The organism is Streptomyces sp. NPDC028305 (assembly GCF_055569495.1).
Genome location: NZ_JBVHTN010000005.1, coordinates 324,762 through 339,457, shown reverse-complemented (window position 1 = coordinate 339,457; position 14,696 = coordinate 324,762). Strand labels below are relative to the sequence as shown.

General features: G+C 72.4%; 12 protein-coding genes. 6 read left to right on the top strand and 6 right to left on the bottom strand.

The window, feature by feature from the left end:
* Positions 1–18 precede the first annotated feature (18 nt).
* The gene (locus ACZ4WQ_RS22420; RefSeq protein WP_398373762.1) at positions 19–744 is read left to right on the top strand and encodes a FadR/GntR family transcriptional regulator; all 726 of its coding nucleotides are present in this window, start codon (positions 19–21) and stop codon (positions 742–744) included.
* Positions 741–1,601 carry an ABC transporter ATP-binding protein gene (locus tag ACZ4WQ_RS22415; RefSeq protein ID WP_311723579.1) on the top strand — a complete coding sequence of 287 codons (861 nt, stop codon included), beginning with the start codon at positions 741–743 and terminating at the stop codon, positions 1,599–1,601. Before ACZ4WQ_RS22420 ends, ACZ4WQ_RS22415 begins: the two co-directional genes overlap by 4 nt.
* Here the strand turns inward: ACZ4WQ_RS22415 and ACZ4WQ_RS22410 are convergent.
* From ACZ4WQ_RS22410 to ACZ4WQ_RS22395, 4 genes are all read right to left on the bottom strand, one after another.
* Positions 1,547–2,071, bottom strand: a complete 525-nt coding sequence (locus tag ACZ4WQ_RS22410; protein ID WP_358846137.1) for a hypothetical protein — start codon at positions 2,069–2,071, stop codon at positions 1,547–1,549. The genes ACZ4WQ_RS22415 and ACZ4WQ_RS22410 overlap by 55 nt on opposite strands.
* Before the next feature lie 35 nt (positions 2,072–2,106).
* The gene (locus ACZ4WQ_RS22405; RefSeq protein WP_311723582.1) at positions 2,107–3,384 is read right to left on the bottom strand and encodes an SAV2148 family HEPN domain-containing protein; all 1,278 of its coding nucleotides are present in this window, start codon (positions 3,382–3,384) and stop codon (positions 2,107–2,109) included.
* Between the two features lie 65 nt (positions 3,385–3,449).
* A complete protein-coding gene (locus ACZ4WQ_RS22400; RefSeq protein ID WP_311723583.1) occupies positions 3,450–4,787 on the bottom strand; it encodes a copper amine oxidase in 1,338 nt (445 codons plus the stop codon).
* A gap of 55 nt (positions 4,788–4,842) precedes the next feature.
* A complete protein-coding gene (locus ACZ4WQ_RS22395) occupies positions 4,843–5,649 on the bottom strand; it encodes a Tat pathway signal sequence domain protein (RefSeq protein ID WP_385347663.1) in 807 nt (268 codons plus the stop codon).
* A 233-nt stretch (positions 5,650–5,882) separates the two neighbouring features.
* Between ACZ4WQ_RS22395 and glgX the strand changes: the two genes are divergently transcribed.
* The 3 genes from glgX to ACZ4WQ_RS22380 all read left to right on the top strand — a co-directional run bounded on the left by glgX (position 5,883) and on the right by ACZ4WQ_RS22380 (position 11,868).
* Positions 5,883–8,021 (top strand): glycogen debranching protein GlgX, encoded by a 2,139-nt coding sequence (gene glgX, locus ACZ4WQ_RS22390; RefSeq protein WP_385347605.1) that lies wholly within the window; start codon positions 5,883–5,885, stop codon positions 8,019–8,021.
* A 127-nt stretch (positions 8,022–8,148) separates the two neighbouring features.
* Complete coding sequence (gene treY / locus ACZ4WQ_RS22385; protein WP_385347608.1) at positions 8,149–10,629, top strand: malto-oligosyltrehalose synthase; 2,481 nt, start codon at positions 8,149–8,151, stop codon at positions 10,627–10,629.
* 141 nt (positions 10,630–10,770) lie between these two features.
* On the top strand, positions 10,771–11,868 hold the full coding sequence (locus tag ACZ4WQ_RS22380; RefSeq protein ID WP_361187175.1) for a lytic polysaccharide monooxygenase auxiliary activity family 9 protein: 1,098 nt from the start codon (positions 10,771–10,773) through the stop codon (positions 11,866–11,868).
* 95 nt (positions 11,869–11,963) lie between these two features.
* Here ACZ4WQ_RS22380 and ACZ4WQ_RS22375 read toward each other — a convergent pair whose 3' ends face one another.
* Entirely contained in the window at positions 11,964–12,896 is a 933-nt protein-coding gene (locus ACZ4WQ_RS22375) for a LysR family transcriptional regulator (RefSeq protein ID WP_398373761.1), read from the bottom strand.
* A 99-nt stretch (positions 12,897–12,995) separates the two neighbouring features.
* Between ACZ4WQ_RS22375 and lpdA the strand changes: the two genes are divergently transcribed.
* Positions 12,996–14,429, top strand: a complete 1,434-nt coding sequence (gene lpdA, locus ACZ4WQ_RS22370; protein ID WP_398373760.1) for a dihydrolipoyl dehydrogenase — start codon at positions 12,996–12,998, stop codon at positions 14,427–14,429.
* Here lpdA and ACZ4WQ_RS22365 read toward each other — a convergent pair.
* Positions 14,395–14,646 (bottom strand): hypothetical protein, encoded by a 252-nt coding sequence (locus ACZ4WQ_RS22365; protein ID WP_385347619.1) that lies wholly within the window; start codon positions 14,644–14,646, stop codon positions 14,395–14,397. The genes lpdA and ACZ4WQ_RS22365 overlap by 35 nt on opposite strands.
* Positions 14,647–14,696 lie beyond the last annotated feature (50 nt).

Below are 14,696 nucleotides of genomic sequence, written 5' to 3'. Positions count from 1 at the left end.
ATCAGGAGAGGTGGGGGCGTGGCGGCGGAGCCGACCCGGCTGCGGCACGGGCGCGTTGTACCGCAGGTCGAGGGCGCGCTGCGCGACATGCTGCGCGAGGGACGCTGGGGGCCGGGCGAGCGGCTGCCCAACGAGGTGATGCTGGCGGCGGAGCTGGGCGTCGGCCGGTCCTCGGTGCGGGAGGCCGTACGGCTGCTGGCCCGGGACGGCCTGCTGGACGTACGCCACGGCTCGGGCACCTTCGCCGCCCCGACCGCGCCCGAGCAGGCCGCACCCGAGCAGGCCGGGGCGGCCGGGGAGCCGGATCTGCCCCAGCTGCTGCGCCGCGCCCGGCTGCTGGAGGTCTACGAGGTCCGCAGGGCCCTGGAGGTGGAGGCCGCCCGGCTGGCCGCGCGCCGCACGCGCCCCGAGGACGTCGCCCGGCTCGCGGCGGATCTGAAGCGGCGGCAGGAGTCCGCCGGGGCCGGGCCCGCCGCCTTCGTGGACGCCGATCTGGAGTTCCACCGGACGGTCGTGGAGCTGTCGGGCAACGCCGTGCTGCTCGGCCTGTTCACCTCCGTACTGCCGGTGCTGCGCGAGGCGCTGGTGGAGATGGTGACGTACGAGACCCGGCTGCCCGACCTGTCCCACGCCCACGCGGAGCTGCTGGACGCCCTGGCGCGCGGCGACGCCGCGGCTGCGGTCGCGGCCACCGCCGCCCATCTGGCGTCCGTCATGGCCCTGGTCGAGGAGGAGGTGCGATGACCCGCTCCGCCGTGCTGCGGGCCGAGGACGTGGACGTGGTCCGCGACGGCCGGTATCTGCTGCGGTCGGTCTCGCTGACCGTGCGCGAGGGCGAGCACTGGGCGCTGCTCGGCGCCAACGGCGCGGGCAAGAGCACCCTGCTCGGGCTGCTGGGCGCGCTGACGCACCCCACCCGGGGCACGGTGCAGGTCCTGGGGCACACGCTGGGCCGGGTGGATCTGCGGGAGCTGCGCACCCTCGTCGGCCATGTCGACCCGCGCCATCCGCTGCGCTCCCCGCTGCGGGTGCGGGACGTGGTGCTGACCGGGCTGACCAACACCGTCGAGACCGTGCCGCGCCGGCGGCCCGAGCCCGCCCGGCTGGAGCAGGCCGAGCGGCTGCTCGACACGCTGGGGATGGGCGCCCGGCGCGACGCCCTGTGGCCCACCCTCTCCCAGGGCGAGCGCGGCCGGGTGCTGATCGCCCGCGCGCTGATGCCCCGCCCGCGCCTGCTGCTGCTCGACGAGCCGGCCACCGGTCTTGACCTGGCGGCGCGCGAGCAGCTGCTGGACAGCCTGGACGCGCTGCGGGGCGACCATCCGCGGCTGGCCACGGTGCTGGTGACGCACCATCTGGAGGAGCTGCCCGCGAGCACCACGCACGCGCTGCTGCTGCGCCAGGGGCGCGCCCTGGCCTCCGGGGCGGCCGACGAGGTGGTCACCACGGAGCGGATCAGCGACTGTTTCGGCCATCCGGTGCGCATCACCCGCACCGACGGCCGCTGGGCGGCCCGCACCGGCCGGGCCCGTACCGGCGGCCCGGCTCAGCCGGCCACCAGCGCGGCCATGGCCGCCGCCGACGCGGGGGCCAGCCGATAGATGCCCCGCACGCTGTGGGAGCGCTTCAGCTCGCCCTCTTCGACGTGCTTGATGCGGCGCTCGCCCCGCCGGGAGCGGTAGGTCAAGGAGGCCAGGAGGCCGGGCGGCACCGCCCGGTCGAACCGCAGGGGTGAGCCGGGCGGGCCGAGCAGCACCTCACTCACCCCGCCCCCGGCCTTCAGCGCCCGCCAGCGCAGCACCCGGGCGTAGTCCTCGTCGGTGGTGAGCTCGCCGACCGTGTCGTACGGAAGGATCCGGCCGACCTCCATGCGGCCCAGCGCCCACAGCCGCTTGCGGAAGGCGCGCACGGGGTAGATGTGGTCGCCTTCCTTGACGCCGGCGCGTACAAAGCTGGGCATCGACTGGAACGGCCCGCCGAAGAGGATCACCAGGCGCTCGCCCTGGTACCCCTCCTTCTTGAGGTACGCGCACAGGTCGTTGGTCCACAGCATGGTGTAGGCATCCGGCATGCCGGGAGGCTAGCGGCAGCCACTGACAACGCTGCTCAGGACACCGGCCGGGAGTCCGCCCACACGCTCTCGAACTCCTCGCGGTAGGTGCCGAAGAGCCCGTTCTCGCCGTCCCGGTTCATGTCGTGCCCGTCCCGCAGCACGTCATGGCCGCGCCCGCCACCGCGCAGCACCAGCACCGGGGCCTCGATGCCCCGGGCCTTGCGCAGATACGACTGGACGACGGCCAGGCCGTCCGCGCCGTCCCCGTTGACCAGGTAGGCGGTGAAGCGGGGGGTCTCGTCGAAGACATGGATCTCGAACGCGCCGGGGTCGCGCAGCCGGGCCCGCACCCGCCGCATGTGGAGGATGTTCATCTCCACCGACCGGCTCATCTCGCCCTTCTTCAGCCCCAGCTCGCGCTCGCGCCGCCGCACCGCGCTGCTGGCCGGGTTGAGGAACAGCAGCCGGGCCCGGCAGCCGGATTCGGCCAGCCGGACCATCCGGCGGCCGGAGTAGTTCTGGACCAGGAGGTTGAGCCCGATGCCGACGGCGTCGAGGCGGCGGGCGTTGCCGAAGAGGTCCTCGACGGGCAGTTGCCGCTGGAGCCGCACCCGGTCGGAGTGGACCCCGACGACATCCGCGTACCGGTCCCCCACCAGGTCCTCGACGGCGTCGATGGGCAGCCGGTCGGCGGAGGGGGTGCCGGTGCCGCTGCCGAGGATGTCCAGGAGCCGGGCGGAGGCGCGCTCGGCCTGGGCCAGCACGGTCTCGGACAGGGCGCGGTTGCGGGAGACGACGTTACGGGCCACCTCCAGCTCGTCCAGGGCCAGCTCCACCTCGCGCCGGTCGTCCAGGTACGGCTCGAAGCACGGCCAGTGCTGGACGAGGAGTTCGCGCAGCTGCGGCAGGGTGAGGAAGCTGAGGACGTTGTCGTCCGCCGGGTCCAGCAGATAGCCCTTGCGGCGGCTCACCTCCCGCACGGCGACCGCGCGCTGCACCCACTCCTGCCCGGCCGGCCCGGCCGCGGCGACGACCCAGTCGTCGCTGTGCACCGGCTCGTAGATGGGGCGGAGCACCGCGGCCACGACCGCGCGCAGCCGCTGCTCGACGAGGTTCAGCCAGATGTAGGCCCGCCCGGCCCGGCGTGCGCGGGTGCGCACCTCGGCCCAGGCGTCGGCGCCCCAGTCCAGTTCCGCTCCGATCTCCACCGGCTGTACCAGGGACACCGCACCGGGGGGTGTGTCGGTGGCGCTGTCTCCCCCGGGAACCGCGTCCCCAGAGGGCAGCTCCAGCCCGCCCGAGCTCACCTGCGCACCGCCTTCCGCCCCCATCCAACGATCACCGCAGACTACTGCGGAGGACGGGGGCGGTGCAGCTCGATCGATCGAGCTTACGGTCAACCTGCTTGTTGTGTATTGCCGTTGTGATCGGACAGTGCAGAAGGCGTGAGCGGATTCATAGCGGTCACGTCTCGCGGGGCGAGCTGGAAGCCCTGCCAGTGGACCGGCATGGGCTCCTGGTCCTCATCGCGGGCGATGTGGTGGAAGCCGATGTTGACCCACACGATGGGGTGCTTGAGGGTCTGGCCGTTCACCCACTTGTCGACGCTCTTGCCCGCGCCGGCGCCGCAGTTGCGCAGATTGTGGCTGGCGAACTGCTCACACTTCTTGTACTCGGTGAAGTAGACGTCGTGCTTGGTGTAGCTACGGCCGGGGAACTTGCTGGTGTGGCCGGGCACGATCTCGTAGCTGCGCGGGTGGCCGTCCTTGTTCTTGCCCGTGTCGGACACGATCCGCCACCAGCGCTGCGCGGCCGCGTCCCCGGCCAGCTCCTTGGTGACCTTGGTGCGGGTGGTCTTGGTCTTGGGATTCTGTCCGGAGGCCGTGGTGGTCTTGGAGTCGTACTGCTCGATCCTGCTCTTCGGGGAGCCGTCGAGGCCGAAGTTCAGCCGCCAGAAGACGTTGTGGGCGTGGCTGGTGGCGTAGTCCTTGGCGCCCTTGCCGATCGGCCAGCCGCGGCCGTCGCCCGCGTCGTAGTCGACCGGGGAGAGCGTGCCGGTGGCGCCGACCTGCATGGTCATGGTGCCGTCGCCGGAGAACCGCCACTCGGTGATGTACTCGTACCAGCCGACCATGTTGACGGTGTAGAGGAGCAGGTCCTTGCCCTGGAGCTGGTAGACCTTGTTGCCGTCCTGGCCGCCGCCGCCCATGCGGTAGGCGTGGCCGCGGGCGCGGGTCGTGGCGCACAGACCCTTCACATCCGGGTTGTCCGGGTCCCATGCGCCGGGGACGCGGACGGTCTTGATGGTGCCGCCGGGGCACTCGGCCGGGTCGAGCTGCTGGAGCCCCTGGGCGAAGGACTGCCCGGTGAGGTCGTCGTACTCATTGGTGCCGTCGTCGTACGGCACATGGATCTGGGCGAGTTTGGCGCTGGTCAGCACCTTGATGGGGGCGGCCTCGCCCTTGGGCTGGTACGAGACGTCGTCGAGCACGAGCCCGGCCTTGCTCTCGTAGTGCCAGCACATCCGCCAGGTGGTGCCGCCGTCCAGCTTCTGTTCGATCCGGTACGGGGCCGAGCAGTCGGCGGCCGCGACCGGGGCCTTGGCGGGCGCCTTGGGGGCGGCCTGGGCGGATCCGGCCGGACCGGCCGCGACGCCCGTGACCCCGATCAGCGCGGAGGCGCCGAGGGCCGCCGCGACCCGCGCGCGGGCTCGGCGGAGCCTTCTTTCAGGCATGGTGGAACTCCTGTGGTGAACGTAAAGGTGTGCGAAAGGGAGCGCGCCGGGGGCGTCAGCCCAGCCGGTGGACGCTGCGGGCGCTCAGGTCGATGACCATCTGCCGGGTGTCGATCCACTGCCCGTTGACGACCTTGGTGAACAGCCGTATGCAGCGGTGGGTGCCGCAGTCCGCGAGGGCGGCCGGCCCGGCGTTCTCCTCGTCGACCCGGTAGACGAAGCCGGTGACCGTCAGCTGGTCGGGGCCGGTCAGCGCCCTGCCGGTGGCGTCCTTGTAGTCCCGCTTGAGGCCGTCGCCGAGCTTGTCGGCGATCAGCAGGCGGGCGGCCTCGCGTGCCTCGTCGCGGGTGGGCGGCGGCTGCACGCCGTGCTGGGTGTCGGTCTCCACGACCTTGCCGGAGTCGAGGTCGACGGTCTTGGTGACGTAGCTGTCGCCCTTGTAGTCGTAGTACGAGACCTCGGCGCGGCGCGGTGGAGCGGCCTCGGCCGCCTCCTCCGGAGACAGCTCCGCGAGGTCGGTGGCCAGCTGCTGTGGGCCCTTGCCGCCGGTGACGTTCTCGCTGCTGTCGCGGAAGCCACGGGTCAGCGCGAGCTGCTCGGCGCGCTTCATCTCGTCGCCCGTGAGCGGGTCGCGGCCGGTGCCCTTCTTCCCCTGGGCGGGGGCGGACTCCACGACGGCGGGCTGCGGCCGCCCCGACTGGCTCTGCTCGGCCGTCGAGCCCTGCGGGCCGCCTTCGCGCCCCGCGGCCGCGCCCTTCTCCTGGCCGGACGCGTCGCTCGGCAGCGTCACCCCCACCATCACCGCGGTGGCGGTGACCGCGATGGCCGCACCTGCCACCACCTTTCCCAGGTGGCGGTGCATCATGTTGCGCACATTCTCCCCCAAACACCCCTCAGGTCGCATGGGACCGCATACCGGGAGATCCGGTGTGCGGAGTCACCCGGTAGGACGAACCGATCCGACCGTAGGTTGCCTCCGTTTCAGCGAAGTTGGAGCGAAACCGCTACCCCAGGGCGCCAGTTGGGCAAGGATTTCTTCTCGTGCGGTGCCAGGGGTGCTCGCGGCCCCCCGGGAAGAAGTGGAAGAGTCGACGCATGCAGGTCTGGCCGGGACAGGCTTACCCCCTGGGCGCCACCTACGACGGCGCCGGAACCAACTTCGCGGTCTTCTCGGAGGCCGCCGTGCGGATCGAGCTGTGCCTACTGCACGACGACGGCTCGGAGACCGCGGTGGAGCTGCGCGAGACCGACGCCTTCGTACGCCACGCCTATCTGCCGGGGATCATGCCCGGGCAGCGGTACGGGTTCCGGGCCCACGGCCCGTACCAGCCGGAGCGCGGCCACCGGTGCAACTCCGCCAAGCTGCTGCTCGACCCGTACGCCAAGGCGGTCAGCGGGCAGGTCCGCTGGGGCGAGGAGGTCTACGGCTACCACTTCCAGCGGCCCGAGAAGCGCAACGACCTCGACTCGGCCCCGCACACCATGGCCTCGGTCGTCGTCAACCCGTACTTCGACTGGGGCGACGACCGGCCGCCGCGCACCGACTACCACCGCACCGTGATCTACGAGGCCCATGTCAAGGGCCTCACCATGCTCCACCCCCGGCTGCCGGACGAGCTGCGCGGGACCTACGCGGCGCTCGCGCACCCCGCGATCATCGAGCACCTGACGGAGCTGGGCGTCACCACGCTGGAACTGATGCCGGTGCACCAGTTCGTGCACGACCACCGGCTGGCCGACGCGGGACTGTCGAACTACTGGGGCTACAACACCATCGGGTTCTTCGCCCCGCACAACGCGTACGCCTCCTGGGGCGACCGGGGACAGCAGGTGCTGGAGTTCAAGTCGGCCGTACGCGCCCTCCACCAGGCCGGCATCGAGGTGATCCTCGACGTCGTCTACAACCACACCGCCGAGGGCAACCACCTGGGGCCGACGCTGTCCTTCCGGGGCCTGGACAACGCCTCGTACTACCGGCTGAGCAGCGACCGGCGCTACTACATGGACACCACCGGCACCGGGAACTCCCTGCTGATGCGCAGCCCGCACGTGCTTCAGCTGATCATGGACTCGCTGCGCTACTGGGTGAGCGAGATGCGGGTCGACGGCTTCCGCTTCGATCTGGCGGCCACGCTGGCCCGGCAGTTCCACGAGGTGGACCGGCTGTCCTCGTTCTTCGACCTGGTGCAGCAGGACCCGGTGGTCAGCCAGGTGAAGCTGATCGCCGAGCCCTGGGACGTCGGCGAGGGCGGCTACCAGGTGGGGAACTTTCCGCCCCTGTGGACCGAATGGAACGGCAAGTTCCGCGATACGGTGCGCGACCTGTGGCGGGGCGAGCCGCGCAAGCTCGCCGAGTTCGCCTCCCGGCTGACCGGCTCCTCCGACCTCTACCAGGGCGACGGGCGGCGGCCGCTGGCCTCCGTCAACTTCGTCACCTGCCACGACGGCTTCACCCTGCGCGACCTGGTCTCGTACGACAAGAAGCACAACGAGGCCAACGGCGAGGGCAACCGGGACGGCGAGAGCTACAACCGCTCCTGGAACTGCGGGGTCGAGGGCGAGTCCGACGACCCGGCGGTGCGGGCGCTGCGCGAGCGTCAGATGCGCAACTTCATCGCCACCCTGATGCTCTCCCAGGGCGTGCCGATGCTCAGCCACGGCGACGAGTTCGCGCGCACCCAGCACGGCAACAACAACGCGTACTGCCAGGACAGCGAGGTGTCCTGGGTTCAATGGCCGGGCACCAAAAACCAGGCGAACGAGGCGGACGCGCCGGCCCTGGAGCTGCTGCGCTTCGCCCGCTCGCTGATCTGGCTGCGCCGCGACCACCCGGTCTTCCGGCGGCGCCGCTTCTTCCACGGGCGGCCGGTGGAGGGCACCCACGACGAGCTGTCGGACATCGCCTGGTTCACGGCCGAGGGCGAGGAGATGCGGCAGCGCGACTGGCAGGCGGCCCACGCCAAGTCGCTAACGGTCTTCCTCAACGGCAACGCCATCTCCGAGCCGGGGCCGCGCGGGGAGCGGATCACCGACGACTCCTTCCTGCTGATGTTCAACGCGCACCACGAGCCGCTGGACTTCACGGTGCCCATCGACCACGGCAAGCAGTGGCAGGTGATCGTGGACACCTCGCTGCCGGAGGGCGTGGAGCCCGGCAGCGGGGCGAAGGTGGCGGCGGGCGACCGGCTGACCCTGGTGGACCGGAGCCTGCTGGTGCTTCAGCGGCCCGCTTAGCGCCGTGGGCCGGTTGTGCTTACGGAGGGGGACGGGGCCGGTTCCCGTTTCGGCGAAGAAACCCTCGTACGAGTGTTTGGCGGCTGCCCCGATCTGATGCCGGGCGCGTTGTGGGTACGTACGTTCTATGACGTCCGACCGCACCGCGCCCGGGGCCGCCGCCCCGACCGCCACCTACCGGCTACAGCTCCAGCCCGCCTTCCCCTTCGGGGCGGCGCGCGAGGCCGTGCCGTATCTGGCCTCGCTCGGCGTGTCCCATCTGCATCTCTCGCCGGTGCTGGAGGCCGTGCCCGGCTCCACACACGGCTATGACGTGGTCGACCACTCGGCCGTGCGGGCGGAGCTGGGCGGCGAGGAGGGGCTGCGCTCCCTCGCCCGCGCCGCGCGCGACCATGGGCTCGGGCTGATCGTCGACATCGTCCCCAACCACATGGCAGTGCCCGCGCCGGAGCGGCTCAACCAACCGCTGTGGGAGGTGCTGCGGGACGGCCCCGCCTCGGCATACGCGCGATGGTTCGACATCGACTGGGGCCGGCACGGCGGCAAGGTGCTGCTGCCGGTGCTCGGCGGCCCGCTCGGCGACAAGCTGGCGGAGCTGCGGGTCGAGGGCGACGTGCTGCACTACCACGACCACGAGTTCCCGCTGCGGCCCGGCACCGAGGAGACGCCGCTGCCCGCGCTGCTGGACCGGCAGTGGTATCGGCTGGGCTGGTGGCGGCTGGCGCGTACGGAGCTGAACTACCGGCGCTTCTTCACCATCTCCGAGCTGATCGCGGTGCGGGTCGAGGACCCCGAGGTCTTCGCGGCGACCCACGGAAAGCTGCTGGAGCTGGTGCGCGACGGAGTGATCGACGGGCTGCGGGTGGACCATCCGGACGGCCTCGCCGACCCGGAGGGCTATCTGCGCCATCTGGACCGCGAGGTGCGGGCAGCGGCGGGCGGCGGCCGGTGGACCGTCGTGGAGAAGATCCTCGGCCGGGGCGAGCCGCTGCCCGCGCGCTGGCCCGTCGCCGGGACCACTGGCTATGACGCGCTGCACCACATCGACGGCCTCTTCGTCGACCCGGGCGGGCTGGCCGAGCTGACCGCGCTCTACCGCGCCTTCGCCGCACCCCCGGAGGACCTGGGCGGCGACTGGCCGGCCACCGTGCGGCGCGCCGCCCGCCGCGTGGTGACCCATGAGCTGGCCGCCGAGGTGGAGCGGCTGACGCGCTCGGCCGTGAAGATCTGCGCGGCCGACCCCGCGCTGCGTGACCACGCGCCCTGGGCGCTGCGCGCGGCGATCCACGAGCTGCTGGTGCGGCTGCCGGTCTACCGCCCGTATGTCTCCCCCGACGCCCCGGCGGCGCGGACGGACGCCGAGATGCTGACCCTGGCGGCGGAGGACGCGCGGGGAGCGTTCGCGGTGCCGGAGGAGGGGCGGGTGGTGTTCACGGTGCGGGACGCGGCACTCGGCAGGCTGGGGGACGGGCCGCACCACCGGGACTTCTGCGCGCGCTTCGCGCAGACCGCCGCCGCGCTGCGCGCCAAGTCGGTCGAGGACACCGCCTTCTACCGCTATGCCCCGCTGCTCTCGACGGCGGAGGTCGGCGGCGACCCGGGGCACCCCGCCGTCTCCCCCGCGGAGTTCCACGCCTTCGCCGCCCGGCTCCAGGCCGACTGGCCCACGACGGGCACGGTCCTGTCCACGCACGACACCAAGCGCAGCGCGGACGTGCGGGCGCGGCTCGCGGCGCTGACGGAGTGCCCCGAGCGCTGGGAACGGCTGCTGGTGGCGGTGGACGCGGAGGTGCGGGAGGCGGCGCCGGGCTCCGCGGCGGCACCGGATGCCCATCTGGTGTGGACGGCGTGGCAGACCGCGGTGGGCCTGGGCTCCGCGGACGGCGAGCGGCTGGTCCCCGCGCTGCTCAAGTCGGTGCGGGAGGCGGGGCTGCGGACGACGTGGACCGAACAGGACCCGGCATACGAGGAGGAGGTCGCCGCCTACCTGAAGGCGGGCCCGTGCGACCCCGGCCATGCGGCCTGGGCGGCGCTGGGCGGCGCGCTGGACGGCCCCGCGCGCGCCAACGCGCTGGGCGCGGCGCTGCTTCAGCTGACCATGCCGGGCGTGCCGGACCTCTACATGGGCACCGAGCACAGCTATGCCGCGCTGGTCGACCCCGACAACCGCCGCCCGCCCGAGCCGCGCCCCGAGCTGCTCGCCCAGCTGGACGCAAGGCGCGGGCCTGACGGGCCGTCGGCCGAGAAGCTGCTGCTGACCGCGGCGGCCCTGCGGCTGCGGAGGCGCCGGCCCCGGTGGTTCGGGCCGTCGGGCGCGTACACCCCGCTGGCCGCCGAGGGCCCGGCCGCCGCACACTGCGTGGCCTTTCTGCGGACGGACGGCCAGGGCGAGGGCGAGGGTGAAGACGGGGGCGGGGGCGGCGGGGCGGTCACCGCCGTCACCCGGCTGTCGCGGCGGCTCGCCGAGGCGGGCGGCTGGCGGGGCACGGCGCTGCCGCTGCCGCCGGGACGCTGGCGCGATCTGCTGACCGGGCGGGCGGCCGAGGGCGCCAGCCCGCTCGGCGAGCTCTTCGACCAACTTCCGGTGGCCCTGCTGATCCGTAACTGACGGCCCGCCAGAACTGATGCTGTGTTCGCGGCCTAAAGCATTTACACCTACTCCGGACGGCGCTACCTTCACAAAGTAACTTGGGAGCGCTCCCATACGACGGTTCCTGACCCGTTCGCGTCGAAGGGAAGAAGAAGCGCAATGCCACGACGATTGATGGCTCTCGCACGTCCCGCTCGCCCGCCGGGCCCCTCCCGCGCCCGCCGGTCCGTCCTGCTGGTCCTGCTCGGTGTGCTGCCCGCCCTCGGGCTGGTCTTCTTCGGTGGCGGCAGCGCCTCCGCGCACGGCGCGCCGATGGCACCGGGCAGCCGCACCTATCTGTGCTGGAAGTACAGCCTGTCCAGCACCGGAGAGGTCAAGCCGACCAACCCCGCCTGCAAGGCCGCGTTCGACAAGAGCGGGGCCACCCCGTTCTACAACTGGTTCGCGGTGCTGCGTTCGGACGGGGCCGGCCGGACCAAGGGCTTCATCCCGGACGGCCAGCTGTGCAGCGGCGCGGCCACCGTCTACAACTTCTCCGGCTTCGACCTGGGCAGCAACGACTGGCCGGTGACCCATCTGACCGCCGGCAAGTCGATGCAGTTCACCTACAACGCCTGGGCCGCGCACCCCGGTTCGTTCCGCAGCTACGTCACCAAGAACGCGATCGACCCGACGAAGCCGCTCACCTGGAACGACCTGGAGGACCAGCCGTTCAACACGGTGACGAACCCGCCGCAGACGGGCCCGGTCGGCACGGTGGACGGCAAGTACACCTGGACCGCCAATCTGCCCTCGGGCAAGAGCGGCCGCCACATCATCTACACCGTCTGGACCCGCTCGGACAGCCAGGAGACCTTCTACAGCTGCTCCGACGTGGTCTTCGACGGCGGCAACGGTGAGGTGACGGTGCCGGGCGCCTCCAGCGGCGGCAGCGACCCGACCAACCCGCCGACGGCCAAGTGCACCGCCTCCCAGAAGACCACCAGCACCTGGAACGGCGGCTACCAGGCCGAGGTGACAGTGGCCAACACCGGCGCCACCCCCATCTCCTCCTGGATGGTCGACTGGACACTGCCGTCCGGGCAGCGGGTGGACAGCGTCTGGAACGGCAAACTGACCGCCACAGGCTCGGCCGCATCGGTGACCAACGCCGACTGGAACGGCTCCTTGGCGGCCGGGGCGTCGACGACCTTCGGCTATGCGGCCAGCGGCGGCTCACCCGACGCGGCGGCCGCGCCGATCTGCATGGTGCACTGACCCGATCCCACGCAGCGCGCCGACCCGCACGGCTCGCTGCCCCGACCCGATCCGCACGGTGCCCTGATCCGCTCCTCCGCCCTGTCAGGTGCACCTCACCCAGCCGGTCTGCCGCTCCCTTCCCCCTCGTGGGCGGCAGGCCGGCCTTTCCCCGTCCGCCCCCACCACCGCCGGTCCAGCAGCCCGACGAAGGAGGCCGCGGCCCCGGTGAGTTCGACCCGGGAGAACGCGGTCAGCTCGCGCCGCCAGGGCGGATCCAGCGGCAGCACCGCGCAGTCGTACCCCGCGGCCACATGCGCCGGGGCGATGAGCACCCCCGCCCCCGCCGCGGCCAGGCGCACCGCGGTCGAGGTGTGTTCGGTGCGGGCGCCGGTACGAGGAGTGAAGCCCGCCTGCTCACAGGCCAGGTCCAGAAAGCGCCGCCCCTCGACCACCGGCTCCAGCGCACAGCGCACCCAGTCCCGGTCCGCCAGCTCGGCCAGCCGCACGGAATCCTGCTTCGCCAGCGGGTCGTCCGGCTCCACGACCACCGCCATCTCCTCCTCGCCCAGCGACACCACGGGCCCCTGCCACGCCTTGGGGCGGTGGCCGACCGCGACATCCGCCACCCCGCGCTCCATGCGCTCGCGCAGCTCCTCGCCGGTGGCGTACTCGTGCACCGCCAGGCACACCTGGCCATGGCCGCGCCGCCAGCGCGCAAGGACCTCGGGGAGCACCCCGATGGCGAACGCGTGCAGGGTGGCGATATGCAGCTCTCCGCCCGCCGCCCCGGCCGCCGCCCGCGCGGCGCGCCGGGCCTGCCGGGCGCTGCGCACCGCGAACTCGGCGTGCGGAAGGAACGCCCGGCCCATGGGCGTCAGCCGCACTCCGCGCGGCAGCCGCTCCAGCAGCGCGCCGCCGACCTCCCGCTCCAGGGCCTTGATCTGGTGGGAGAGCGCGGACTGGGTGACGCCCAGCAGCTCGGCGGCATGGGTGAAGGACGCCTCCTCGACCACGGCCACGAGATATTCCATCTGACGCAGACTCATCGGGCCCCCACCTTCCCCCTCCTGTCATGCAGAAAATTCATCGTATCCAGAGAAACTTTGCCTTGGACTCATGGCTCGGTATGGGCACAGGGTGGACCCATGCATGAGACGGACATCATCGTCATCGGCGGCGGGACCGGCGGCTACAGCACCGCGCTGCGCGCCGCCACCCTCGGTCTCGACGTCGTGCTGGCCGAACGCGACCTGGTGGGCGGGACCTGTCTGCACCGCGGCTGCATCCCCAGCAAGGCCATGCTGCACGCCGCGGAGCTGGTCGACGGCATCGCCGAGGCGCGTGAGCGGTGGGGGGTGAAGGCCACCCTGGACGCCGTGGACTGGTCCGCGCTGACCGCGACCCGCGACGACATCGTGGCCCGCAACCACCGCGGCGTCGAGGGCCATCTGTCCCACGCGGGCGTCCGCGTGGTGCGCGGCTCCGCCGCCCTGACCGGCGCCCGCACGGTACGCATAACGAGCACAGAGACGGGCGCGGACGCGGGCGGCGAGTGGACCGCGCGCCGCGGCATCGTGCTGGCGACCGGCTCCCGCCCGCGCGCCCTCCCCGGCCTGCCGCCGGACGGCCGACAGGTCGTCACCAGCGACGACGCCCTCTTCGCCCCTGGACTCCCGGCCTCCGTCCTGGTGCTGGGCGGCGGTGCGATCGGCGTCGAATACGCTTCACTGCACCGCTCCATGGGCGCGCAGGTCACCCTCGTCGAGGCGGCGGACCGGCTGCTGCCCCTGGAGGACGCGGATGTCAGCCGCCATCTGACGCGCGGGCTGAAGAAGCGCGGCATCGAGGTGCTGACCGGCGCCCGGCTGGAGCACGCCGAGCCGTACGCGGACGGGGTGCGCGCCACCGTCCGCCCGGCCCGCGGCGAGCCGCGCACCCTCGACGCCGAGCGGCTGCTCGTCGCCGTGGGCCGCACCCCGGTCACCGACGGCCTGGACCTGGGCGCCGCCGGACTGACCACCGACGACCGCGGGTTTGTCGCCCCCGCCGACTGGTCGCGGCTGGAGACCGCGGTGCCGGGCATCCATGTCGTCGGCGATCTGCTGCCGCCGCCCTCACTCGGGCTGGCCCACGCCTCCTTCGCGGAAGGGCTGCTGGTGGCCGAGACCCTGGCGGGCCGCTCACCCCAGCCTGTCGACTACGACACCGTCCCCCGGGTGACCTACTCCAGCCCGCAGACCGCCGCGGTCGGCCTGTCGGAGGCCCAGGCGCGCGAGCGGGGCCACGATGTCGTCGTCAACACCATGCCGCTGACCGCGGTGGCCAAGGGCATGGTGCACGGCCAGGGCGGGATGGTGAAGGTCGTCGCCGAGCGGGCGGGCGAGGGCACCGGCAGGGTCCTCGGCGTCCATCTCGTCGGCCCCCATGTCTCGGAGATGATCGCCGAGAGCCAGCTGATCGTGGGCTGGGACGCCGAACCCTCGGACGTGGCCCGGCACATCCATCCGCACCCCACCCTCTCGGAGGCGGTCGGCGAGGCCTTCCTCACTCTCGCGGGGCGCGGTCTGCACCAGATATGAGCGGACCGGACGGGCGCTCGCCCGACTCCTCGGCGACGGCCACCACGATGAAGCCGACCACGGCCAGCCCGATACTCGCGTACAGCTCATAGCCGTCCAGGAACGGCAGAAAACGGACCAGCGCCATCAGCCGGAACCAGCCGATGAGCTCGTGGACGATCCCGACGAGCCCCTCGAACAGCAGAAAGCCGCCCACCAACTCGCATGCCTTTCTCATGTGTTCGACGCTATGCGGCGGACCGGCGGACGCGGGTCGGCCAAAGGTCT